We start from the raw sequence: 25,434 nt of genomic DNA, 5'->3' as shown, positions 1-25,434 counted from the left end.
TGTTTATAAACACCATGGGGGGAAGTGCTTAGCGCTTTCCCCCCATTCTTTATGAGAGAAGAGAGTTATGGCCAAAGAATTTAGCCGTACCCAGCGTGTATCGCAGCAAGTGCAAAAAGAAGTCGCACTTATCCTGCAGCGTGAGATCAAAGACCCGCGCATCAGCATGGTAACGGTATCAGGCGTTGATGTTTCTCGTGACCTTGCATACGCAAAAGTACACGTGACCTTTTTGACGACTGGCGATCAGACCGCAGAAGCGGGTCTGGAAGCATTGAATGAACAAGCATGGTACGTGCGCACATTGCTTGGTAAAGCAATTCGTCTACGTATCACCCCTGAAGTGATTTTTGTGTTTGACCAATCACTGACTGAAGGCATGCGCATTTCTAACTTGGTGAGTCAGGCTGTGAAGTCTGATGAAGAACGCCATGTAGAAGACGACAATGACGGAGACAAAGAATAATGGGTCGCCGTCCTCGTCGTCAGGGACGCCCAGTTGATGGGATTGTTCTACTAGACAAACCAACGGGTATTACTTCAAACGGTGCTTTGCAGCAAGTGAAACGCATTTTCTTCGCAGAAAAAGCGGGCCACACTGGTGCACTTGATCCACTGGCGACGGGTATGTTGCCAATTTGTTTTGGTGAAGCCACTAAGTTTTCGCAGTTCTTGCTCGATTCTGACAAGCGCTACGTGGTTGTCGCGAAGTTGGGCGAGCGTACGAACACCTCTGATTCAGATGGTGAAGTAGTTGAAACGCGCGACGTGAACGTGACCCAAGAACAATTGGAAGGTTTCATTGCAAGTTTCCGTGGCGAAACCATGCAAGTACCATCTATGTTCTCTGCGTTGAAATTCGAAGGCAAACCACTTTACGAATATGCTCGTGCTGGCATCGAAGTGCCACGCGAAGCGCGTAAAATCAACGTTTTCGAAATCACGCTACTTCGCTTCGAAGGCGATGAAATCGAGATGGAAGTGCATTGCTCTAAAGGTACTTACATCCGCACCATCGTTGATGATTTGGGTGAAATGCTGGGTTGTGGTGCGCATGTTACGGCACTTCGCCGTATCGGTGTGTCTCGTTACCCCGTTGAAAAAATGGTCACGCTAGAGCAGTTAGAAGAATTGTTAGAGCAAGCGCGTGAACAAGGCGTTCAGCCTCGTGAACTACTTGACCCTTTGCTACTTCCTCTTGACTCTGCTGTTCAAGATTTAGAAGAAGTGAATATTCTCCCTACCGTCGCAAGTTATGTATTGCAAGGTCAAGCCGTTCAGGCGGCAAATGCGCCAGCTGAAGGGCAAGTCCGTATGACAATGGGCGAAGAGCGCACCTTCATTGGTGTGGGTGAAATTGATGCTGACGGCCTGATCGCACCAAAACGTTTGGTTAAGATCCGTCAGGAATAAATTTCCAAAACAGAAAATAGTATTTTGGTAGAGACTATATCGATTGCCTTATCGAGGTAAGCGCTGTAGAATCCGCCGCTCGGGTGTCGGCTGAATCAGAGATTGGCTGGCGCAAATATAACCTTTTACATTTAGGAATAGACTATGTCTCTGAATGCAGAAACTAAAGCAGCAATCGTTGCAGAATACGCACAAGGCACTAACGACACTGGTTCTCCAGAAGTTCAAGTAGCGCTTTTGACTGCTTCTATCAATCACCTGCAAGGCCACTTCGCTGAGCACAAAGGTGATCACCACAGCCGTCGCGGTCTACTGCGCATGGTTTCGCGTCGTCGTAAACTGCTTGACTACTTGAAAGGCAAAAACGCTGACCGTTACCTTGACCTGATCAAGCGTCTGGGTCTGCGTCGCTAATAAGCCTTTGGCTTTTAAGCACCGCATACCGAAAAGGAGCCCTAGTGGCTCCTTTTCTCGTTTTTGCTCCCGTCTTTTTTAATGTGTCGGCTAGGCTTATTGTTCGATAGTCAGTGGGTCTGTGCTCGATGCAGCACTTTTCAGATCGGCTTGAAAGCCGTATGAATACTCACCCTTGAGCATCACCCCAGTAATTCTTGCCGAAACATGCATATTGCGTCAGTTTGGGTATATAATATTGGCGCTTTCATTGGCTTCGCAGTCTACGAAGTCGACCATCAGGTCGCGACTATTGAGAACACTCTATTGCTGTCTTCTTTTTACGAAGAATTATTGAGTTTTGTCATTAGTCGCGATTGGTGAAGCCATTGAGAATAAAGTGACTCGCACTAAGTAAGTGCAAATAAAACAAGGAATTTCACGTGAATCCAATCGTAAAAACATTCCAGTATGGTAACCACACCGTAACGCTGGAAACTGGCGTTATGGCTCGCCAAGCAACTGCAGCTGTTATGGCTAGCATGGACGACACTTCAGTATTCGTAAGTGTTGTTGGTAAAAAAGACGCGGTAGAAGGTCAAGACTTCTTCCCGTTGACGGTTAACTACCAAGAGCGTACTTACGCAGCGGGTAAAATCCCAGGTGGTTTCTTCAAACGTGAAGGTCGTCCTTCAGAAGGCGAAACACTGACTTCACGTCTGATCGACCGTCCAATCCGTCCACTTTTCCCAGACGGCTTCAAAAACGAAGTTCAAGTTATCGCAACTGTGGTTTCTGTAAACCCAGACGTTAACCCTGACATCGTAGCAATGCTTGCAACGTCAGCGGCACTGACCATTTCTGGTTTGCCATTTAACGGCCCAATCGGTGCTGCACGTGTTGGTTTCATCAACGATCAGTTGGTATTGAACCCAAGCAACACTGAACTAGAAAGCAGCCGTTTGGATCTGGTTATCGCTGGTACTGAAGGCGCTGTTCTGATGGTTGAATCAGAAGCTGACCGTCTAAGCGAAGAGCAAATGCTACAAGCGGTTGTTTTTGGTCATGACCAACAACAAGTTGCTATTAAAGCAATCAACGAGTTCGCAGCTGAAGTTGCTACTCCTTCTTGGGATTGGGCTGCACCAGTTGTTAACGCTGAGCGTAAAGCACGCGTTGCAGAACTGGCTGAAGCACGTTTCGTAGAAGCGTACCAAATCACCGAGAAAATGGCGCGTTACGCACAAGTTGGTGAAATCAAGCAAAGCGTTATCGCTCAAATGAGCGAAGAGAATGACGATCTGAACGTTCGTGAAATCCAAGGCATGCTGGGCAGCCTTGAGAAGAACGTTGTACGTGGCCGCATCATTGCTGGTAACCCACGTATTGATGGCCGTGAAAAAGACATGGTTCGTGCGCTAGACGTACGTACTGGTGTACTTCCACGTACCCACGGTTCTTCATTGTTCACTCGTGGTGAAACTCAGGCTCTTGTTACTGCGACCCTTGGTACGCAGCGTGACGCACAAATCATTGATTCAATCACTGGTGAGCGCACTGACAACTTCCTACTGCACTACAACTTCCCTCCATACTGTGTAGGTGAAACAGGTTTCGTTGGTTCTCCTAAGCGTCGTGAAATCGGCCACGGTAAACTGGCTAAGCGTGGTATTGCAGCAGTAATGCCTTCACAAGATGAATTCCCGTACACCGTTCGTGTGGTTTCTGAAATCACTGAATCTAACGGTTCGTCTTCAATGGCGTCTGTATGTGGTACTTCTCTTGCGCTAATGGACGCGGGTGTACCTATCAAGAAATCTGTTGCGGGTATCGCAATGGGTCTTGTGAAAGAAGAAAGCGACTTCGTTGTTCTGTCTGACATCTTGGGTGACGAAGATCACCTAGGCGACATGGACTTCAAAGTAGCGGGTACTGATGATGGTGTTACTGCGCTGCAGATGGACATTAAAATCGAAGGTATCACTAAAGAGATCATGGAAATTGCTCTGAACCAAGCTAAGGGCGCGCGTCTGCACATCCTAAGCGTGATGGACCAAGCAATCTCTGCAGCTCGTGACGATATCTCTGAATTCGCACCACGCATCCATACCATCAAGATCAACCCTGAGAAGATCAAAGATGTTATCGGTAAAGGCGGCGCTGTTATCCGTGCATTGACTGACGAAACTGACACAACTATCGAAATCGAAGATGACGGTACTGTGAAGATCGCAGCAACTGACGGTGAGAAAGCGAAAGCGGCAATTGCACGCATCGAAGCGCTGACTGCTGAAGTAGAAGTAGGCCGTATCTACACGGGTAAAGTAACGCGCATTGTTGACTTCGGTTGCTTTGTGTCTGTTATCGGCACTAAAGAAGGTCTGGTACACATCTCTCAAGTGGCTGATAAGCGCATCGAGAAAGTGTCTGACTACGTAGAACAAGGTCAAGAAGTTCAAGTTAAGGTTCTGGAAATCGACCGTCAAGGCCGTATCCGCCTGAGCATGAAAGAAGCAGTAGAGCAAGCGCCTGCTGCTGAAACTGACGCTCAGCCTGAAGCTGACGCAGAATAAGTGACACACTCGCGTTAAACGCGGTATAAAAAGGGGGCTATGCCCCCTTTTGTTTTATCTGGAGATACGCACACATGCGAAATATGAGATGGCTGCCGTTGACCATTGTTGGTTCGTTGCTACTGCTTTCTGGCTGTGCGACTTCGACGTCAACGCAAAACTCGCAACCTTGGCACTATTTGCCAATGGCTGTGCCACTGCAGTCAACCACGCAACAAGAAGTGCAGTTGGCGCGAATTGATCAAATCTTGCTGAGAGAAGATCTCACAGAACAAGACAAAGCGCAGATTTACTACGAGCGTGGTTTAATCAACGATAGCCTAGGGTTGCGTGATCTGGCTCGTTTAGATTTCAACCGTTCACTGTCCTACAACCCAGCGCAGCCTGATGTATTTAACATTCTAGGCGTTTATTTTACCCAAAGTGGTATGTATGACGCTGCCTATGAAGCCTTTGATTCAACGTTAGAGTTGGATGAAACCCATCAGTATGCAGAACGTAATCGTGGTATTGCTTTGTACTATGGCGGTCGCTATGACCTTGCTGTACGCGATCTACTAAAGCATTACAATGACGACGGGAACGACCCTTACCGTGCAATATGGCTGTACTTGGCTGAGCAGCAAAAGTCGGGTAATGAACAGGCGACAGAAGCGCTACGTGCTCACTTCCAAGCGTCTGACAAAAAAGACTGGGGTTGGCTGATCGCGCGTTTATACCTTAACGACATTAGTGAAGAGGCGTTCTTTCGAGAGATCATGAGATCGAGTACTGATAACGCTCAATTGGCGCAACGACTCTGTGAAGGGTATTTTTATCTGGCGAAGCGTTATCAATCTCAAGGCGATTTAGGCTCTGCGGTTGCATTGTACAAGCTTGCGATGGCCGGCAATGTCTACGAGTTTGTTGAGCATCGGTATTCTATGCTCGAGTTGAGCCTGATCGCCCAGCAGTTGAATCGAGCCGTGCCAGTCTCCTAACTTCGTTTGTGAGCGCCAGCAACGATAGAAAATCGTGATTCTATGATGAATAAAAAAGAGCCGCAGTTGCGGCTCTTTTACGTTCAGCGTTAAGGCAATTAAGAGTGAATCGCCATGCCTTCAATACTATGCCAATAACCATTGCAGTGATGTGTTTGCGCGGTGCTATGGCGCTCGCCACGCTTAAACCCAGCGATAACATCAAGAGAGTTGATGTCTTGTGGGCTAATACGCGCTACATCCACAATGCCGTGCATAGAGTCGACATCTTTGCTGAGGTCGTAACAGTAACCTGATTGGGTCTGAATGCCATTGAGCGTAAACACGGCTTGGCCTTCTTGGCTTTTCACTTCTAAACCCTGTGGGTAGTTAATACAACAGGTTTCGCATTTGTCCTTCGGGCGGTTTTCCGCACGTGCACTGAAGCAGCGTGCAGAGTAGGCCAATGGCAAATGACCAAATGAGAATACTTCAACCTCGAAGCGGTCTCGAATTCCCATTGTTTCAGTTTCTGCCAGCACTTTAAGTAGCCATTCACGAGAAAGCTCGACGGGCATACACCAGCGCGTCATGCCTTTTGACAGTAGAACGTTAAGCGCCTGTGCATTGTAAAGATTGAGTGCAGGACCAGCGACGAAGGGCAATTGTTTTTCATGAGCTAATTGAATGGCAGATACATCGTTGGCTTCAATGATGAAGTCGCCATTGTCGATGTAGCTTTGCATAACCTTCACTTCACTCGGGGCTTCGAGTAATGCCATGGTTGAGAGAACCACTTGCTTGCCACTTTTCGCGAGTTCGCGACCAAGATCCATCCAGTCAGCCAAACGTACTTCGCGGCGTTTAGAACACACGGTTTCGCCAAGATAGACAATGTCGGCGTCGCTGCTGATCGCTTGTTGATAAAAGCTCTCAACGTCTTGTTTGGGCCAAAAGTAAAGAAGTGGGCCAAGAGAGTATTTCATGGGGAGCTCCTTTTACTGCCATTTACGGTGGTAGGCACCGAGTGTGGTTTGCGCGCCTTCCGAGACGCTGTCTAAGCACTGATTCCATTGGGGAAGCACGTTATAGGCTTCTGGATTGCGTTGATAACTATCAATGGCTTGACGCCATGTGCGAGTCACTTGCTCGACATAAGCAGGGCTGCGCTGACGCCCTTCAATTTTCACCGATGCAATATTGGCGGCGAAGAGTTCAGGCAAAATCGACAGAGTGTTCAAACTGGTAGGCTCTTCCAGCGCATGGAAAGGTTCGCCATCAGTGATGAATCTGCCTTTGCATAGAGTAGGGTACCCAGCGTTTTCCCCCACTTTGTAGCGATCGATTAAAATGTCATTGAGACGAGACTCTAACCCTTGAGGGGTTTCTTGCCAGCGGACATATTTGGCTGGGGAACATGCGCCAACCGTGTTTGGGGATTCACCCGTCAGATATGATGATAGGTAGCAACGGCCTTCCGACATGATACAAAGGCTACCAAATGCAAACACTTCGAGATCGACATCAGTGGTGCGAGAAAGCTGTTTCACTTGATGCATAGACAATACGCGCGGTAAGACAACACGCTTTACGTTGAAGTGATCGCGATAAAAATCGATGGCCGCACTGTTGGTAGCCGAGGCTTGCACCGACAAGTGAATCTCCATGTCTGGGTGTTTTTTGGCTGCGTAATCAAGAACGGCGAGGTCGGCGATGATCAGTGCATCGACACCAAGATCGACAGCGGCATCAACGGCATCTGTCCAGCGTTTAAACCCGTCAGGGTGCGCAAATGTGTTCAGCGCAACGTGAAGGTGTTTTTTCTTATCATGGACATAGGAAACGGCCTTTTCGAGTTTTTTGCCGTCAAAGTTCAGACCCGCAAAATGACGAGCGTTAGTGCCATCTTTGAACCCGATGTATACCGCATCGGCACCATTATCAATGGCTGTTTTTAGGGCAGGGAGATTCCCTGCTGGGCAAAGCAATTCCATAAATATCCCCACATCGCGTGGTCAGCATCTGGCTATGAGTTTGAGCGTAGGGTTGGGATTTTAGGCACAGTCATACCCCATAGCATTGATGTGAGGCAGGTTTGATTAAACAAATGAAGAAACGAAAGGAAAATGAGGGGAAGATAAGTTGGCGCAAAGACTGCGCCAACCAACATTAGGACGCGGCTTTTATGGCCTTATAATTATTGATCAGTAGCGCTTCAAATTCAGATCTCGGCATAGGCTTGTAGAAATGAAACCCCTGAATAGTGTCACATTTTAAGTTACCGAGCACACTGGCTTGCTTGCCAGTCTCAACCCCTTCAGCCACCACAGACATGTTCAATGAACGGCCTAAATTGATGATGTTTTCAATCAAGGTCACCTGTTTTGGAAAGGTTTCCATGTCGCAGATAAATGCGCGGTCGATTTTAAGTTCATCAAGCGGGAATTTGGCGAGATAGGAAAGCGACGAGTAACCGGTACCAAAGTCATCGATGGATAATGCAAACCCCAACTCTTTAATGGCATTCAGCATTTGAATCGCATGATCGCCATCATTCATGACGGCACTTTCTGTTAGCTCGAAAGTGATTAGCGAAGGATCTGCCTGCGTGGCAGCCTGAAGCTTTTTCATGTGGGTGGTTAGGTTCGGGTTGCGAAACTGCTGAGGAGACAAGTTAATGGCCACGCGGCCAGGCAATACTTTTAGGCCTTGCCAGCGGCGCACTGCTTGAAACACTTCGCGCATCACGTTTCTACCTAGCAGTTCAATCATGCCAGAGCGCTCGGCGACAGGGATAAAGCGGGCAGGGCTGATATAGCCTTCTACAGGATGTTTCCAGCGTACCAAGGCTTCTGCACCATTGATCGTGTAGTCCTTGGCGTTGACTTTAGGTTGATACCAAACTTCTAGGCCATTATTTTGCAGGGCTTTTTGGAGTTCTATTTCCAGCCAAAGTCGCATACGCGCTTCTTTGTTCATGTGCTGGTTGTAAGTAACAACACGATTGCGCCCTTGCTCTTTGGCTTCATACATTGCGGTATCAGCATTCTGCAAAAGGCTGCGTGCATCTTTACCATCTCCCGGAAATTTGACCGAGCCGATTGAGCAGGCGAGATATTTACTAAAATGGTAGAGATCAAACGGTTGACTGATAACTTCGACTATTTTATTGGCAAGATCGGTAGCGGTTTCATCACCATTTTGCTCAGGCAAGAGAACTGCAAACTCATCCCCCCCGAGATGCCCCAATATTGTTTCAGCGGGCAAATGACGACGAAGACGTTGCGCTATTTCTTGTAAGACACGATCACCAATGTGATGCCCGAGAGAATCGTTGATGTTCTTAAAGTTATCGACATCTAGGTATAGCATCAACAGAGGCGTATCGTTGGTAATGAGCTGTTCAAGGCGACGAGAAAATCCGTGTCGATTATACAGACTCGTTAACGCGTCAAACTGCGCCAACTTTTCTATGGTTTGCTGATGGTCAGAAACAGCAACGGTATGAGAGAGCGTAATAAGTGCGCCACTGCTACCTAATAGGCTGACAGCGCCATAAGAGACGTTTAAGGGTTTGCTGTTGGCGTTCGCTTTACTTGCATGACATACCAACTGTTTACCTGTACCTAAAGTGGTGAGAGAGGCGACAACGGATTGACCTTTGACAGGGCTTGCCAGCAGGTTTTCGATGTCCTCACCTAGAATTTCATTTGGGTTGTCAAAACCTAGCATGCTAACGGCATGATGATTGGCACTGAGCACGATACCGTCATCGAGGACGCAACATCCTTCTCCGACTAATTGGCAAAGGTTGCTAAAGCGACTTTCTGACGACTCTAACGCACTGGTTAGAACTTGCCTTTCTGATGTATCAGCTGCATGGAAAATGATGGCGCCTTCCGGCCATTCATTGTTGTCGAGTGGGGAGACACTGAAATGAAAGCTGGAGTCGTGGATACCATCATTGAGCACTATTTCGCCTTCCGAGTGTTCCCCGACGAAAGCACGTTGATAGTGAGGTGACAGCGCCTCATAAAAGCCAAGACCAAGAATGTCTGAATCCTGTTTGCCGACCAATTCGCTTTGATCTAACCCGCTAATTTCACAATATCGCTGGCTGACCCAAAGATAATGGTGATTTTTGTCTAGGACGGCAAAAAGGAAAGGGCTGTTATGAGTTAGGCGCGAAAACCAATAGGTTAGTTGCTCAATTGGCATTTAGGCTCCATACATCCAAGCTAGCGAAGCTATTTCCTACTTCAACTCCAAATTTGAAGCAATACTATATAACGCGAGTGTATCAGGATAAACACATATGTTACCAAACTGCTTAAGGTAACTTGTTAATTGAACGCGTGCCGCTTTTTATGTATTCATGGTGGTTATGTTGGCCTTTAAATGCTACTGAGTTGTGAATGCCTTTTTGGGTGTGTGCTACCTGTAGTAAACAGAATGAATCAAAAAAGAGTGAGGCTGTGCTTCGAGTTTTTTGATTCAAGGCATGATCTAACAGGGTCACAATGGCATACAATGAAGCATACTTTTCGCTCCCTTAGCGTTGGAACATTATCTTGCTCGATAAACTTCATACAGCCTTGGTGCAACAGGCACCTGCACTTTTTCGATTGCCCGTTAAACTTATCCCAGCAGCCGCACAGCAGGCGCTCATGTTAGAGACGCTCAAACGTGTTTTCAGTGAAGCATTGGATGATGGCGAATTTGAATTTCTTGAAAATCGCTGGTTGGAAGTGCATGTTCGCGATATAGGTTTTAAGAGCTACATTAGTTTTGATAACGACAAGCTTGTCGTAAAACAAAATATTGAAACCCCTGACGTAAGATTTAGCGGTGATCTCAATGACTTGATTTTGATCGCTGCTCGTAAAGAAGATCCTGATACCTTGTTTTTTCAACGTCGTTTGTTGATTGAAGGTGACACAGAGCTCGGTTTGGAAGTCAAAAACTTGATGGACAGTGTTGATCTGGATCTATTACCACCTTTACTTCGCCAAGGATTGTTTTCGTTAGCAGCGTTCGTTCAAAAAGGCCTGCAAACATCCGCCCATGCTGATGAGGCGCACTATGCTCATAAGATCTGAAGCACCTGCCGATCTACTTCCGATCGACCGATTGAATAAAAAAACGTTCCCAACCCATGCAGAAGCTAAGCTGGTGATGTCATTGCGTGAGAATGGGCATAACACCTTGTCATTGGTGGCTTGCACTGATGAAGGTGAAGTGGTTGCGCATACTATGTTTAGCCCTGTCACCATTGGTGGACAAGACACAGGCGTACAGGGATTGGCTCCCATTTGTGTACATCCAGATTATCGTAGGCAAGGTATTGCGGCAGCGCTGATAAAGGAAGGCTTTGAAATACTTCGTGAGTTTGGTTACCCAGCCTGTGTGGTGTTGGGCGATCCTGCCTACTATTCGCGAGTGGGCTTCACTGCAGCCAAAAAATTTGGCTTCCATTGTAAGTGGGACGTGCCTGCAGAGGCATTTATGGCGATTGAACTGATTGATGGCGCATTCGATTCATTACAAGGGCTAGTGGATTACTGTCCTGAGTTTGATGAACTCTGATATTGCGACTCATGCATTTTTAAAAGAGCAGCGTGAGGCTGCTCTTTTCGTTTTATTGGCCGGATTTTGGGGCAAGAAAAGAGCCAAATTGGCGTGCTCATTCCGATACCCGCAGAAGTTTGTTAGGATGCATCGCATATTCTCTTGGTTCATATTTTGATATTCGTGGTGTCATGAACGATTTACAGCGACTCAAAGAAATGGGGATCACGGTATGGGACGTTAAGCGTCCTGACTTGTTTCCAAACAATGCGGACAAGGCCATAGCGTTACCGTCGTCGTGTAAACTCTTGTTCGTGAGTGATGCCGAGTTGAGTGAACGTGATGCTTGGTTATTTGGAAAGATCTTAGCCAGCATGAAGCTTACCCCCGAGCAGGCACTGAGGTTGCCTTCAAGAGCGCTAGCCAATCTTGGAGAACACTCCTTGATCTGGTGTTGGTTTGCAGGTGCGTCTGTACAGACATTATCGGGCGTTAATTCGCTCTCCTCGCCAGTACTCTCGATACTCAATGACGATCAAGACGCCAAAAAGGCGTTATGGAAACAAATCAAACGTTATGAAAACTGAATTTCTCTTGATGGATGATGCCTGGCTAGACTCAGTCGTCGCCATAGAACGAGCAGCCCATAGTCACCCTTGGGCTGAAAGCTTATTGCGAAAGCCGCCAACCAAGTTTAGCTGCAATCGCGTTCTGGTCATGGATCATGAAGTGGTCGGGTACTTTTTTGCGCAATGTGTGGCTGGAGAGGCATCGTTACTCAATATCGCTGTTGCGCCGCAGCACCAAGGTAAAGGTTTTGGTAAGCAGCTACTTAATGAGTTTCTTATTTGTATGCGCAACGCTGATGCACAAGAAGCGTGGTTAGAAGTTCGAGAAAGTAACCAATCGGCAATTAAGCTTTATGAATCGCTGGAGTTTAATGAGTTTGACCGCCGTTATGGGTATTACCCGAAAGAGGGTGGCAAGGAAGATGCGCTAATTATGAGTTACTGGTTCGAATAAAAGAAAACCCGCTGAATGCGGGTTTTTTTGTGGGGTTTACATGGCTTTTTCTTGAGCCATGACGACAACTGGAGGGTGTATAAAACCTTGGTAGGCATCAATAAACTGCGTGTCTAACTGTGATTTGCTTTCTTCATCTTTCACACCCGTTGCAATTACGGTGATATCTAAAGAATCTGCAATGTTGGCCAGCGTTTCGGTAAACAAGCGGTTTTGACTGTTTTGTTCTTGGCTCAATGCTTGGTCTAGCTTGACGTAACTCGGTTTAAGCTTTGCCAAATACTCGACGCCCTGTAGATAGCGGCCAAAATGATCAACGCCAACAAAAGCACCTGTTTTTCGGATTTTCTCGCTAAACGTAATGCAGGCATCTAAGTTATTGCGCGCACTCGCCTCGCTGATTTCAAAATACAGGTTTTTGCTTGGCAGCTCGGTATGAATCTTCTGTACTAACCAATCGCAAAAGGCTTTATTTGAAAGACTTTCGTCAGTTAGGTTCAAGGCAATACGAGTTTCAATAGGCAGGTTTTTATGTAGTGCAATCAAAGACTCAATTACGACTCTGTCAAACTCAACGCCTTTTTTAAATAACTGAACGTACGGCATGATACGTCCCGCTGAATGCCATTGATTCTCTATCAAAGCCTGAGTGAATAGCTCGTAGTGAAGGGGCTTAGATATAGAGGAGTCGAGGTTGTTGACCGCTTGCCACTGAAATCTAATCGTCTTCTTTTGTAAGGTGTCAGTGAGCAATGCTCGCCATGTTTCTCGATCAATGACTTGTTCGTCGGCTCCGCGATTAAAGACGAAGACTTCGTTGACTTGAATAGCGCGCTGTAATGCATTGTCTGCTAAAGACAGCAACTGAGAGCCAGGTACGCCATGACCGTGGACGACGCCAATAGAAAACCCTTCGTTGGCTTCAAACCCAGCCATTGCGACTTCATTATTGAGGGTGCTGATCAAAATGTGTAAGCAATGTCGGCTCTGCTCTTCGCTGTATTCAGGAAGAAGTAATGCCACTTCGGTTTCGCTGATACGTGCAATGCAGATGTTGCTTTGGCTACCCAATGCACTTTGGAGAGAGCTGGATAGAAGACGCCAGGTTTCATCTCTGGCCGCAAAACCATAGTGGCGGTAGATTGTATCTAGCCACTCCATTTTTGTAATGAGTACCGCTCCTTGTGAGTCGTTATCTTCACCCATCCAACTGTTGAGCTGGTGGATGAAAAATTGACGATTTGGAAGGCTCGATACCGCGTCGTACATCATGCTGTTGTGTAGCGTTTTCAGTTCGTTGTTCAGTGATTTTATGAGCCGTTGCACTTGCTGAGCCAAGCCATCTATTGCTTGGTCCAATAGGGGAAGCCCTGAGCGCTTTGATGACTCCAATGATGAGAAGTCTTGAACCGCTAACTGATGAATGGTTGATGTGGCTTTCTTTATGGCTTGGCGTCGTTTTTCGTCAAGAATGGTAAAAATGAAAAGCAATGCCAAAGTTAGAAGACTCGCACTTGAAATCAGGCCTGACAAATGTGAAGCAACGTCTTGATTCGCAATGTTGGGTGATAGTGTTAAAGACAGTGAAGCAATGATTGCACCGTCATCTTCCAGCTCTACGGTTCGTTCAACGGGAGTCACTTGGCTTAACGAAAAAAACCAGCCCAAATTGTTTGGTGTGGTTTTATGTGTCCAGGTTATTGATTCCGAAGTGATCTGATCGGTGAGAGATATCGCAGTGATTTCCTGTGACAGTATGCTATTGGCGATAAGCTTAATCGAGTCAGTGTCATAGTAAGTAATGAATTTTGGCAAAGTTTGCACGAGTTGATCCGTGGCAACATCAGCGCGCTGTATAAGCCTCGCCTGTTGTTCATGGGTGCTCATAAACAATTGCCCCGTTAGAAACACGGCGAGTAGCAGCATTGCGGAAAAGTAAACCAACAGCAAAGAATAGCGTTTTGTGATCATAGAAAACTCGTGGTGGCGCAGAACACAACAGGGCTGACACCTTCATGTGTCAGCCCTTGCTTTTAGTTAGATATCAGGGTTATTCAGACGTAAAGATGGTCCATCTCATGTCTGTGACATTGTATTCGCCCGACAATGAGGCCATTACTCGTCGGTTAGTTTCATGAGCAAGCTCAGAATCTTCATCCATGAGTGGTTCGGTGTGCCCGTAGCCAATGGCTTCAACACGCGACGCGGGAATATCGAAATCCTCGACCAGTGCATTCGCCACGGCATCAGCACGGCGCTGAGACAGTGCCAAGTTATAAGATGCGCTGCCTACCTTGCTTGCGTGTCCTTCAATTGTCACGACGGCACCGTCTTGTTCTTCCAAAAACGCCGCGAGTTGCTCCAGTTTACCGTAGTAACTTGGAAGCAATTGAGCTGAGTCATTCGGGAACTTAACGTCGAGCCTAAAGCTCTGCTTAACGGTTTTATCTTTCGCACAACCGTCGTTGTTTACCGCTGCACCACTTAGCGTTTCGTCGCAAAGTTCACGTGCTTTAATGACGCCATCATTGTCCAAATCCCGTAAGTCACTCACCTGTGGTGAAGCGTCTTCCATAGTGATTATCTCTTGATTAGCGCAACCGGCTAAAAACAAGGCAGGAAGTAAGAGAATGAGCTTATTCATTATTGAACGCCTCCTTTGTAAGCGTCTTCACCTAGCCATACCTCTGGCGTTGTTATGCGTAGTGAGTCGAGCAGTTGACCTGTTGCGTTTAGCAATCGGTATTGTGCAATTAAGTCATCATATTCTGCGGTGAGGTATTCACGACGGGCTTGGAAAAGCTCATTTTCAGAATCAAGTACGTCAATCAAAGTACGTTGACCGAGTTTGAACTGATCTTCATAGGCATTGCGGGTTTCAATGGCGGATTCCACATGCTGACGAAGATAGGTCATTTGTTGGCTTAGGAAATCACGTGCGTTCCAAGCCAAGGTCGTACCTTCAACAACGTCACGATAGGCTTCTTGTTGAATCGCTTTGGATTGGTTGATGCTATAGGCAGCTTCGCGCTCTCTTGCTCTATCCGCACCACCAGAGAACAGGTTGTAGCTGACACGAACCATCGCGAGTACTTCATCGCTATTGCCGCCGACATCTGCACCAATCGGGCTTGTACCGTCGGTGCCATCTAGGTTGTCATCCCAACCGGCAGATAAATCAAACGTCACCTGTGGGTAGTAGTTCCCTTTGGCAGATTCGCGCTGCGCTGTAGCTGCATTAATGTCGTTACCTGCTGATTTCAGCGTTGGATGTTCGATCGTAGACATATCAATTGCTTGCTCTAGGCTAGTTGGCAACATGACTGCATCGGGAACGGGAAGACGTGTATCTGACGGAGCGATGCTGACCAGCTTTTTGTAAGTGATAGTGGCATCAGAAAGGTTATTTTTTGATGAAATCAGGTTGGAATGGGCACGAGCAAGACGGCCTGTTACCTGAGAGAGATCCGCGGTAGAACCCAAACCAGAGTCAGTTTTTTGTTTTACCTGGTCAAAAATAATCTGATGGCTTTCTAGGTTACGTTCGGCAAGTACTACGATTTGGGTAGCGCGCAAAAACTCCAAGTAGGCACGTGAGACTTCCAGTGCCACATCTTCTGCAGAAGCAAATAGCGCCCACTGTTCGGCACTGGCTTCATATTCGCTGCGTTCTACTTCGTTGGTGGTTTGAAAGCCACTAAATATGACCTGGCGAAGTGATACACCAATCTCGCGACGTGTCAGCTCTTTCGTGTCGTCAACATTGTAGTTCAGTGCATCTCGACGGGTTGATGGACTTTCTGTCCATTCACGTCCTATCCCTGCATCGAAATCAATCGTTGGGTAGTAGCCAGCAAAAGCTTGGTTCACCTGCTCTTCACGCACCTTGAAGCGGTTGAATGCTTGACGAATTTGAGGATGGGTGTCCAATGCTGTAGCCACTGCCTGTTCGAGTGATTGAGCAGCAACTGACGTTGGTAGCAATACGGCAGCCACTGCCAATGCTGCCACGCTTTTTTTAAGCGTTCGGCTAACACTGTTTTTCATGTCTCTCTCCTTGATTATTATTAGCGCTCTCTTAGCGCCGATTCTTTTGCCCTTAAAATGGGATTGAGCAAGTACTCCAGAACTGTCCGCTTCCCTGTGATGATGTCCACGGATGTCAACATTCCTGGGATAATGGGCAATTCACCGCCATCTTTTTTTTCTAAGCTAGATCTTTCCGTTCGGATCCTAACTAAATAGAAACTGTTTCCTTCTTCATCTTGAGTCGTATCTGCGCTGATGTGTTCAAGCGTGCCATTTAACCCGCCATATCGAGTGAAATCATACGCAGTGACTTTAACAACCGCGGGAAGTCCCGAATGCAGGAAAGCAATATCTTTTGGGGCAATCTTTGCCTCGATAAGCAATTTATCTTCTGCGGGAACGATCTCGATCAAATCAATACCAGGTTGAACCACGCCGCCTAATGTATTGATATGAATCGTCTTAATGGTGCCAGTCACCGGAGCGGTAATGACCGCCTTGTCGACTTTGTCTTGTGAGCCTACTTGCGCCTGCGTTAATCGAGATAGGCGCGATTCGAGTTCACCCATTTTTGAGCGAGTCTCGTTGTTAAAAGACAGCACAGCCTCTCGACGTTTTAAAATCGCTTCATCGACGGTGGATTTAATTTTTGGTTGCATCAAACGCAATGACTCAAGCTCACCTTTAAGGTCATTAACTTGGCGTTCAAGCTTGAGTAAATCGATAGCTGATACGATGCCTTTTTTGGCCAGAGGGACGGTTATTTTCAACTCGCGGCTGATCAGTCCATAACTGTCTGACAGTGTTCGAAGTTTTGAATCGATTTCTTGTCGTTCTTGCTGTTTTTGCTGAATTTGACGAGCCAGTATCTCTAGACGGTTTTTCAAGTCGAGTAAGCGACCTTCATACTCCTGACGCTGTCCCGCAATCAAATCGGGCTCTTCGCTCGCCAAAGCGACCGGAAATTCTAGAGGGGATATGACGATCTGAATCTGCTCCCTCCAGTTAGGTGCCGTCGGTTTTAGCGTGATACTGCCGAGTTCTGCTTGCATACGAATGATATTGGCGCGAAGACTAGACACTTCTTCTTCTTGCTGCGCCAAGTCGGAGCGAAAGCGAGTGTCATCAATGCGCGCAAGTGGCTCACCTTGCTGAACAAGCTGGCCTTCTTGCACGTACATAGCTTGAAGAATACCGCCATCTAGGCTTTGGATGAGCTGAACTTGAGAAGAGGGAATAACCTTTCCTTCTCCTCGGGTCATGCGATCTAGTGCTGCAAAACTCGCCCACGCCAACATCACAGCAAAAAATGCAAACACTCCCCAGATAACGATGCGATAGCGCAGCGGGGCATCAGTAAGCATTGCGCCATACACATCGTCCGTCATTTCAAGATCATGGCGCTTTAACGTGTTAGTCATTCTGTCCTCCGGCGTTACCACTGTTTAAACGCTCTAGAACTTTGTCTCTTGGTCCATCCATGACGACACGGCCTTTATCCATCACAATGACGCGGTCAACGAGTTGGAGTAATGCCATTTTGTGAGTGATCATCACCAAGGTGCGATCTTTGGCTGCAAACTTCATGGAATGAATAAATTGATTTTCTGCGTGGGCATCTAAGCTAGCTGTTGGTTCGTCCATGATCAGCAACGGAGGATCGTTCAATAGGGCGCGAGCCAAAGCGACCGATTGTCGCTGGCCACGAGACAGTGTTTCTCCCCGTTCGCCGACTTGCTTGTCTAAACCTTCGCTATCTTGAGAAGTGAAAATCCCAACACCAGAAAGTTGTGTTGCGCGAATTAGTTGATGCTCGGTCACTTGGCGAGTGCCAAACATAATATTTTCACGAATAGTACCGTGAAAAAGCGTTACATCCTGCGCCAAATAACCCACATTGCGGCGCAGATCTGCTGGATGTATTTGTTTGGCCTCGATTCCGTCAAAACGCAGACTGCCAGCACTAGGTTGGTATAGCCCTGCGAGCATTCGGATCAGCGTGCTTTTCCCTGTTCCGTTTTTGCCCAGAATGGCAATTTTTTCACCGGCTTTTATCGTGAAATTTGTGGGATGTAGCGTAGGCTTTTCTGACTCTGGGTAACTGAATCCAATGTTGTCGGCATAGATATCACCTTTTAGGCGCTTGCGGCTAATCAGATGCCCTTTGTCAGCAAATTCATCCTCTTGTTCCATCATGGCGTTGAGCTGGCGCATGCCTGACTGTGTCTGATTCCAGCGACTCATTAATCCAGCCAACTGTGCCATAGGAGATACCGCACGGCTCGAAAGCATGACTGCTGCAATGATCCCGCCCATGCTGATTTGCGCATCGGCAACTCGGTAAACCCCCATGACAACAACCGCTACTGAAGTTACTTGCACGATGAAAGCGGCGAAGTAAGAGACTGAGTTGGTGATTTGTTTAACTTTGAGGTTCCAGTTGGCGGTATGCGCCGTCATCTGTTGCCAGCTTTTCTGCACAATGCCTTCCGCGACATTGGCTTTGATCCCTTCTAACGCAGAGAGGCTCTCAATCAAATGACCATGCTTTTGGCTGGCATATTTGTTGGACTCCTCAATGGCAGCCTTAAGGCGTGGTTGTACGAATAACGCATAGCCCAAAATGAGTATGCCTGCGACAACGGGGACAACGGCCAAGTCACCCGCGAACAGGTAAATCACAAACAAGAAGAATACGGCAAATGGTAAATCGACCAAGGTGGTAATGGTTGCGGACGTTAGCATGTCACGAATGCCGTCGAACTCTCCGAGCTGCTTTGCCATGCCGCCAACACTTTTTGCGCGCTTCTCAAGTGGAATACCCATCAATCTAGCGAACAAGCGCGATGACACAATAATGTCAACTTTCTTACCTGCTATATCAATGAGATATGATCGCATTTTCTTCATCAGAAAATCGAAAGCAAAGGCGATAAGCGCACCTGACGCTAACACCCACAGGGATTCGAAGGCGAGGTTAGGCACAACCTTGTCATATACGTTCATGACAAACAGCGGTGACACCAAAGCAAATAGATTGACTAAAACGGAAGCAATTAAGGCATCCCGATATATCGGCGAGGCGTCTTTGACTGTTTGCCAGAACCAATGGATTTTAGAGTCGTGCAGGTGCAGATCGACACTGGAATCACCGCGGTATTGGCGTTTAACCAAAAAGGCATAGCCCACATACATGGACTCAAGCTCTGCTAAAGAAATTTCATCTTCGCCTCCGTTCTCGGAGGTTTGGATCAGAGCCATGCCTGTATCTTCGTTAATCTCACGAAGGATACAGGATCTTTTGTCAGTCAAAAGAAGTATGCAGGGTAACAAAAGTTTCGGTAGCGCTTTTAACTGGCGCCGCGAAAGCTTAGCAGTTAACCCCGCACGTGCCGCCGCCTGCGGAAATAGATCCGCCGTTAGCAACGCATCTGTCATGGGTAAACCTGCCGTTAAGGCATCGCCAGAGCACGGTGAACCATAGTGCTCGGTCAGTAAGACCAAGCAATCTAACAACGGGTCGTCAACCGCCTGTGTTGACGCTGAAATGCGCCACTGCGACGGTTTGCGTTCAGCGATAGCTGCTTCTGTCACCTAGTTCTCTCTATGAAAAAGTAAAAACAAAAAGAGTTAACGAAAGAGCATCGGCCATCTAGCCGATGCTCTCAAAAGCCATTGTGGAACTATGGCTGTTCTTCATACGTGGGAACTGGTGAGATAATCTGCACACTCAATTCTCCACCATTATCAGTAATTGCTAATTGCTTTTCTTCGCCATTAATCAAGGTATTGATAACAATGCCATCATTTTTCAGACTGCCGTCGTTCTCGTAGATTGTCGAGTTATGGACACCACCTTGGCTGTATTCATCCAACACAATATGTTGCGTCACTTCTCCATCCGCTTCGGCGTTGCTGCCTGTTTCATCTATACCGTCTACGTCGATGGAGATGACTATCCGAGAATCACCGTCGTACTTGACGGTCATGTTTTCCAAAGTGTTATCGTCGCTTAACACAACCAGATCGCGGAGGTCTAATTTATCCTCGTATTGATTGAAATCACCAATAAAGTCAGTGATATGGTCATAGCCACCGACCGTGCCAATATTGACTAAGTCCTCTTTCATCCAAAGGAAGGTATCGGAGCCTGCACCACCCTCAAGACGATCGCCTTCGCGGGCTCCTACATTGCCAGAAGAACCATGTCCGTTTGAACCGCCACGGATGATGTCAGCTCCATCTCCTCCTACAATGTTGTCGTTACCACCACCACCGTTAATGTAAGCCCCCGTTAGTGGGTCATACTCGGTCTTAACGATGGGTTGAGCGATATCCCAGCCGTGTTCTGATTCCGTCCAACCAGCCTCTCGAAGGGCTTCTTCCGTATACGCTTGCCCTGAGCCTGTAGGGAAAGCCCCGCCTACAAATCTAATGTCAGAATTATTGTCGATGGTAATACTATCGTCAGCACCCAGCCCTGACGTTGTTGGCGTTGGTCCTTCAGGTGACGGAAGTTGAAGGGTGTCGGAGAATTCAACTGTCACTGAATCTGAGTTTGTGTCTCCATCTTTGTCAGTGATCTGGATGTCAAAGCTGAATGAATCACCATCAATGGGTTCATACTGCTCAAGCTCCCATTCTGGCGGAGAAATATTGGTGTTTAGCGTTATCTTAAATGCAGGCTGCTCTTCATCGCCGTTAATCAAACCGACCAAGTTGCCATCAATTAGCTTCACGATAACAGCTTCACCAGCGACGGTTAGACTTGGCTGAGTAACTGGCAGCAGCAGTTGCAAGGGCAACGTTGCCGCTTCACCATCACCACCGAAGTTGGCCGTGATAGAGCCAGACTGTTGGTAAGCCTCGGTTTGAGGCTCAGTAAATATTTCAAGATCTTTTAGCGTGAAGTCACTGTTGTCACCGTCGTTATCGTTATTTACAGCGATAAGTTCGACCTTATCAAATCCTTGAGTGCTGCTGATGGTGACAGAACCAAACTTATTGGCACCTTTTGACGCAAATTCCAGATCAGATTGGCTCAATTGCATTTGGCCGATGACGGAACCATCTTTGTAGAAGCGGACAATAAACTCGGTCTCAAATGAGTCATTCTCCTGAAGAGAGCCCAGAGTGATTTTCGCGCTATAACCAGTTTGAGGTAGCACTGCCTCTATTGATTCAAAACTATCAGTACCCAAATACTGCACTTCATGCTTGTTTGAAGCATTTTCCCCATGATCATTTCCCGAAACGACGCCATACCCATGACTACCGTGAGAATCGACGCCATGGCTGACATCTATTTTTTGATAGTTTGAGGTGTATACATAGCCGTTTAAAATGATCGTACTATCACCATCGCTAAGTTTGAATGAACTGCCATCGTTCGAATCATACGTCGGGGATTGTACTGAAACTGAAGGGCCGTGATCCTTAACTTCAATATTCAAGTCGGCGGTATCCGTCAGCTCTCCGTCAGTTACTGTGATTGTTACTGGGATATTTAGGCTTTCGTCAGAGACACTCGTATCATCATGCTTAATGGCTTCATGCAATGTGACGTCATAACGCCATTGACCTTCAGCACCTAGAGCTGGTGGTGTTAGCTCAACGATGACAACTGTCACCTCGCTTAGGATTGCATCTTGGTAGTAGCCAACAAGCTTGGCAGTTTCTCCATTTTCTGCAGGTACCCATTTCCACGACAATGTTTCACCGGAGGCGGTTTCAATAGATTGCCCTTGAGGCAGGTTGATACTTAGCGATACGTTATTTTCTACCAACTCTGAATCTGGATCTGAGATATCAAATGTTCCCGATGCGGTTGGAAGTGCGGCATCGGCATCTACGAGCTTGGCCTCTTCAAGTAACACGCTAGATTGGGAAATTCCTATCTCAGGTGATTGAGGCTGTACAACGGCTTCTTTACCAATAATATCAATATGTACTTTCGCCGTATCGGTATCGCCTTTCACGTCTTTGATTGTGTAGTCGAAGGTAAAGGTATCGGTTTCACCTTGGCCCAACTCGTCACGATCATTGGCTGTGAAACTAAACTCTCCCGTCACACCATTAATGCTCAGTATCCCTTCGTCAAAGACGACTGTTGCCTCTTCTTCGTTAAAGGTGAGCGGTTCGCCGTTGATTTCAGTGATGCTAAATGTGTGGCCTTCAGGATCTATGTCGTTGCTAAACAGAGAGCCTTGAATAGTTGCTGTGGAATCTAGCGTGTCGCCTTCGACAACTTGATAAACACCCGTGCTATGGACGGTGATTTCGGTGATGACAAAGTCTGAAGAGTCGCCACCGTTTCTATCGCCATCGTCTTTACGTTCAGTCGATTCCAGAACCACTCGGTCAAAAGGAACATCTGAGCTGATATTGATGATGCCAGCATGCCCATCTTCAAACGAGAACTTGGCCTCTCCAATTAAATCGTCACCGTCATAGATTAGGTACTTGCCGATCTCCCCACCACTCTCTGTGGCATAAAGTCTAGATATGCCTACGTCTATGCTAAACGTCGGATTGACGAGATCGATTTGAAGGGCTTCGGAAACATCAAGCTCATGATTATGTTCAACCTGGTATGCTGCGCTTTGGTTATCAGAACGCGCAGCATCCGCAACACCAATGCCTCTATTGTGAACGTGCACCGAATCTTCAGTAACTAATTCGCCTTCAGTGACCCTGCTTCCATTTTCGATCTTCAGGGCTTTGATGGTGAAATATTCATTCCCATCCAGATTTTGCCATCCGTCAGCACTGCTGGTAGTGAACGCTGTTGAGAGTCCATCGTTATGCGCATGAACCGCATTAACAATGATCGGTACATTGGCTATGTTTGAATGGCTCATGCCATCGGTGACTTGATAGCTGAGGTTTACCTGTCCGCTATAGTCAGGGTTTGGCGTAAAGATGATACTTTCCAGCGACTCGCCATCTTTCAGTTGATAGTCTTTCGATACGGTTTTCGTTTCGCTTTCAGACACTTTCACAACAAGCTCAAAGTCTCCAGCGTTAAGGTCATCAAGTTTGAGACTACTTAAGACGATCTTAATTGCATCATTTTCATCGGCATCAGAGGCATTGTTGAGGATAAGGTCTGCTGGGATAGTGACGATTTGCCCCGTATCATTATTGGTCCAATACGCTTTACCGGTATCTGGGTTGTTTAAATTGTCCCCGGCTTGAGGCGCATCATTCTTACCATCAATCGTGATCGTTGCCGTGGTCGGCGTGCGAGAGATTTCAGTGTCGCCTTCATACTCAACGACATCATAGGTATAGGTGATCTCTTCTTGTTCACCTTCGCCGAGATACTCATATTCACTCGGGTCTACTTCCAGCTTGCCGTCTACAACCTTGATACCCAATGTGTTGCCTTTAGAAAGCTGAATATTTTCGGCTTTTAGCACGTCATCTTCATCACCGTCACTGCTGTTTTCTAGCGGGTCGACAACAAACGTCTGGTCGTCTTCACTAGCGCGTGCTGTGACTTTCTCGACGATTGGGGCTTCATTTACACCGACAATGGTAATTTTGACGTTAGCCGTGTCAGTGTCACCTTTCGAGTCTTCTATGGTGTACGCAAAGTCGAACGATTGAGAATCACCTTTCTTCAGTGATGCTTGGTCTTTGGCATCAAATTCAAAGGTACCATCGGCTTTTATGCGAAGCGTCCCTTCAGGGAACTCAACCGTTGCGAAGCCTGTGTCGATGTTAAAATTAAGGTCTGTTTCATTGATTTGTGTGATTTGGAAGCTATGACCTTCTGGGTCACTATCATTGTCTAACAATGAACCTTGTGCCGTTGAAGTTGAATCCAGTGTATTGGTTTCAGTGACCTTATATTGCTCTGTGTATACTGAGACAGAGGTAATGGTGAAATCTGAAGAGTCGCCACTCGTTTTGCCACTGTCCGCTTCATTGACTCTCGGTAAGGCTTCAACAACAACACTCGCAATGCCTATTGCTTCAATGGTGAATAGCCCTTTTCCGCTGGTTCTGTCACCAAAATGGAAGGAGCCTGAAGAGATCACATTGCCGTTTTCATCATATGCCGTCCATTTTGCGACTTCATGGTTGCCTTCGCCGTGCTCACTGTTGAAAAGACGGGCAACGCCAATTTCGACCTTGTCTACTGGGCTAGTTAGATCAATCTCAATGGCTTCTGATGTGTTTGTACCGTGGTCATATTCAACCTGATAGCTTACATCGCCCGCGTTGTTCTCTCGGGCTTCATCCGCTACACCAATTCCGTGTTGGCTATGTATATGCTCTGAGTTTTCGGTCACAAGATCCCCTTCTGGGACTCGTTGACCATCTTCACCAATTTTTACTGCTTTAATAGTGAGAATGCCGTTGCCATCTAAGTTTTGCCAGCCATCCTCGCTCGAGGTGGTAAACAGCAAGCCAGAACCGTCATCGTTCGCATTTACTTCATTGACGTAAATGTGGATGTTGGCCGGTTCGAGTGACTTATTTGTTCCATCTGTCGCAAAGTATTCGATTTGAACTGGGCCGTTGAACTCTGGATTTGGCGTAAATACTAGCCCTTCACCATCGTCACTCAATGCGATAGAACCAGCATCGCTTGGCACCAACGTGAAGCTGTCTAAGTCATCTTTGTTCCAGACAGATACCGTATCGCCGTCGTCTTTGTCGGTATCGTTTTTCGCAATGTCGTTAAATGTTATGAAGATACCGTTCGAATCGCTGTTGTTCACCCAGTAGCTGTCGCCACCGTCAAAGTCGTCGTTTGCAACGGGTGGGTTGTCGTTGTCCAGTATCGTCGCAGTATCGGATAGTTGGTTACCTGACTCCGCCAAAGCTACGTCAGTTTTCACATTTAGAGTGACCGATTCAGAACCTTCAAATTCACTATCATCTTTGGTGTAAATATTGACGCTAAAGTTCGTATCATTGCCCGCAAGTGTCAGGTTATGACCTTGGTTAAAGAACATAGCAATGTCGTTAAGATCAGTAATCTCATCGCCATTTACGCTAATAGACGTGATGTCGGAAATATTGAAACCATCGTTGCTTTCAAGCTTGAGTGTGTAAGTTACTTTGCCATTAACGTCATTACCTAACTTAACGTTAAATGCGGCCAAGTTTCCTTCTTCGATATCTCCGAGACTTTTGACGTTTAATGTTGGGCGGTCGTCATCTGGGTTGTTACCTGGGCCATTGCCGTCATCAGAAATGGTGGCATCTTGTTGACCGCTTAGGATCAGGTTGCCCTGACCATCAACGGCAATGCCGGTGTCTGCGGAGACATTTAGGGTGAAGCTTTCATCACCTTCAAAGCGTTTGTCATCACGGGTTTCGAAGACCAGGTCAAAGGCTTTGTTACCACCGCTGATGGATTGGGTGTAGGTACCAGCAAAGACGGCATCAATTTCGTCGTCAGTCAGTACCTTGTTGTTGATGGTGAGGCCAGTGATATCACCGCGCTCAACACCTTGCTC

General features: G+C 47.0%; 18 protein-coding genes. 9 read left to right on the top strand and 9 right to left on the bottom strand.

Features of this window, described 5'->3' with window-relative positions; all coding sequences use genetic code 11:
• Positions 1-67 precede the first annotated feature (67 nt).
• From rbfA to nlpI, 5 genes are all read left to right on the top strand, one after another.
• Positions 68-466, top strand: a complete 399-nt coding sequence (rbfA, locus tag L4D06_RS11520; protein WP_028023822.1) for a 30S ribosome-binding factor RbfA — start codon at positions 68-70, stop codon at positions 464-466.
• The gene (gene truB, locus L4D06_RS11515; protein WP_274164945.1) at positions 466-1,413 is read left to right on the top strand and encodes a tRNA pseudouridine(55) synthase TruB; all 948 of its coding nucleotides are present in this window, start codon (positions 466-468) and stop codon (positions 1,411-1,413) included. Before rbfA ends, truB begins: the two co-directional genes overlap by 1 nt.
• A gap of 144 nt (positions 1,414-1,557) precedes the next feature.
• Entirely contained in the window at positions 1,558-1,827 is a 270-nt protein-coding gene (gene rpsO / locus L4D06_RS11510) for a 30S ribosomal protein S15 (protein WP_274164944.1), read from the top strand.
• Between the two features lie 422 nt (positions 1,828-2,249).
• Positions 2,250-4,379 (top strand): polyribonucleotide nucleotidyltransferase, encoded by a 2,130-nt coding sequence (gene pnp / locus L4D06_RS11505; protein WP_274164943.1) that lies wholly within the window; start codon positions 2,250-2,252, stop codon positions 4,377-4,379.
• A gap of 74 nt (positions 4,380-4,453) precedes the next feature.
• Positions 4,454-5,359 carry a lipoprotein NlpI gene (gene nlpI / locus L4D06_RS11500; RefSeq protein ID WP_274164942.1) on the top strand — a complete coding sequence of 302 codons (906 nt, stop codon included), beginning with the start codon at positions 4,454-4,456 and terminating at the stop codon, positions 5,357-5,359.
• Between the two features lie 98 nt (positions 5,360-5,457).
• Here nlpI and L4D06_RS11495 read toward each other — a convergent pair whose 3' ends face one another.
• The 3 genes from L4D06_RS11495 to L4D06_RS11485 all read right to left on the bottom strand — a co-directional run bounded on the left by L4D06_RS11495 (position 5,458) and on the right by L4D06_RS11485 (position 9,556).
• Entirely contained in the window at positions 5,458-6,324 is an 867-nt protein-coding gene (locus L4D06_RS11495) for a U32 family peptidase (protein ID WP_274164941.1), read from the bottom strand.
• 12 nt (positions 6,325-6,336) lie between these two features.
• Complete coding sequence (ubiU, locus tag L4D06_RS11490) at positions 6,337-7,332, bottom strand: ubiquinone anaerobic biosynthesis protein UbiU (RefSeq protein ID WP_429739517.1); 996 nt, start codon at positions 7,330-7,332, stop codon at positions 6,337-6,339.
• A 175-nt stretch (positions 7,333-7,507) separates the two neighbouring features.
• Positions 7,508-9,556, bottom strand: coding sequence for a sensor domain-containing protein (locus L4D06_RS11485; protein ID WP_429739515.1), 2,049 nt, complete (start codon positions 9,554-9,556; stop codon positions 7,508-7,510).
• 353 nt (positions 9,557-9,909) lie between these two features.
• On the opposite strand from L4D06_RS11485, the gene ubiT reads away from it, so the two are divergent.
• The 4 genes from ubiT (at position 9,910) to rimI (ending at position 11,929) form a co-directional block, all read left to right on the top strand.
• The gene (gene ubiT / locus L4D06_RS11480) at positions 9,910-10,437 is read left to right on the top strand and encodes a ubiquinone anaerobic biosynthesis accessory factor UbiT (protein WP_429739512.1); all 528 of its coding nucleotides are present in this window, start codon (positions 9,910-9,912) and stop codon (positions 10,435-10,437) included.
• A complete protein-coding gene (locus L4D06_RS11475) occupies positions 10,421-10,924 on the top strand; it encodes a GNAT family N-acetyltransferase (protein WP_274164937.1) in 504 nt (167 codons plus the stop codon). Before ubiT ends, L4D06_RS11475 begins: the two co-directional genes overlap by 17 nt.
• A 173-nt stretch (positions 10,925-11,097) precedes the next feature.
• The gene (locus L4D06_RS11470; RefSeq protein ID WP_429739510.1) at positions 11,098-11,493 is read left to right on the top strand and encodes a DNA polymerase III subunit psi; all 396 of its coding nucleotides are present in this window, start codon (positions 11,098-11,100) and stop codon (positions 11,491-11,493) included.
• Positions 11,483-11,929, top strand: a complete 447-nt coding sequence (rimI, locus tag L4D06_RS11465; RefSeq protein WP_429739508.1) for a ribosomal protein S18-alanine N-acetyltransferase — start codon at positions 11,483-11,485, stop codon at positions 11,927-11,929. The genes L4D06_RS11470 and rimI overlap by 11 nt, the downstream gene beginning before the upstream one ends.
• A 36-nt stretch (positions 11,930-11,965) precedes the next feature.
• Here rimI and L4D06_RS11460 read toward each other — a convergent pair whose 3' ends face one another.
• From L4D06_RS11460 to L4D06_RS11435, 6 genes are all read right to left on the bottom strand, one after another.
• Positions 11,966-13,900 (bottom strand): EAL domain-containing protein, encoded by a 1,935-nt coding sequence (locus L4D06_RS11460; RefSeq protein WP_429739506.1) that lies wholly within the window; start codon positions 13,898-13,900, stop codon positions 11,966-11,968.
• Positions 13,901-13,979: 79 nt separating this feature from the next.
• Positions 13,980-14,573 carry an OmpA family protein gene (locus L4D06_RS11455; RefSeq protein WP_429739504.1) on the bottom strand — a complete coding sequence of 198 codons (594 nt, stop codon included), beginning with the start codon at positions 14,571-14,573 and terminating at the stop codon, positions 13,980-13,982.
• Positions 14,573-15,976 (bottom strand): TolC family outer membrane protein, encoded by a 1,404-nt coding sequence (locus L4D06_RS11450; protein WP_429739502.1) that lies wholly within the window; start codon positions 15,974-15,976, stop codon positions 14,573-14,575. Before L4D06_RS11450 ends, L4D06_RS11455 begins: the two co-directional genes overlap by 1 nt.
• 20 nt (positions 15,977-15,996) lie before the next feature.
• A complete protein-coding gene (locus L4D06_RS11445) occupies positions 15,997-17,379 on the bottom strand; it encodes an HlyD family type I secretion periplasmic adaptor subunit (RefSeq protein ID WP_429739500.1) in 1,383 nt (460 codons plus the stop codon).
• Entirely contained in the window at positions 17,372-19,552 is a 2,181-nt protein-coding gene (locus L4D06_RS11440) for a type I secretion system permease/ATPase (protein WP_274164930.1), read from the bottom strand. The genes L4D06_RS11445 and L4D06_RS11440 overlap by 8 nt, the downstream gene beginning before the upstream one ends.
• An 89-nt stretch (positions 19,553-19,641) precedes the next feature.
• Positions 19,642-25,434, bottom strand: a 5,793-nt coding sequence (locus L4D06_RS11435) for an Ig-like domain-containing protein (RefSeq protein ID WP_429739498.1), incomplete at its 5' end; no start/stop codon positions are given.

Origin of the sequence: Enterovibrio makurazakiensis (assembly GCF_050336585.1) — a bacterium.
GTDB lineage: Bacteria > Pseudomonadota > Gammaproteobacteria > Enterobacterales > Vibrionaceae > Enterovibrio > Enterovibrio gelatinilyticus.
This window is presented reverse-complemented; position numbering and strand designations above follow the sequence as displayed.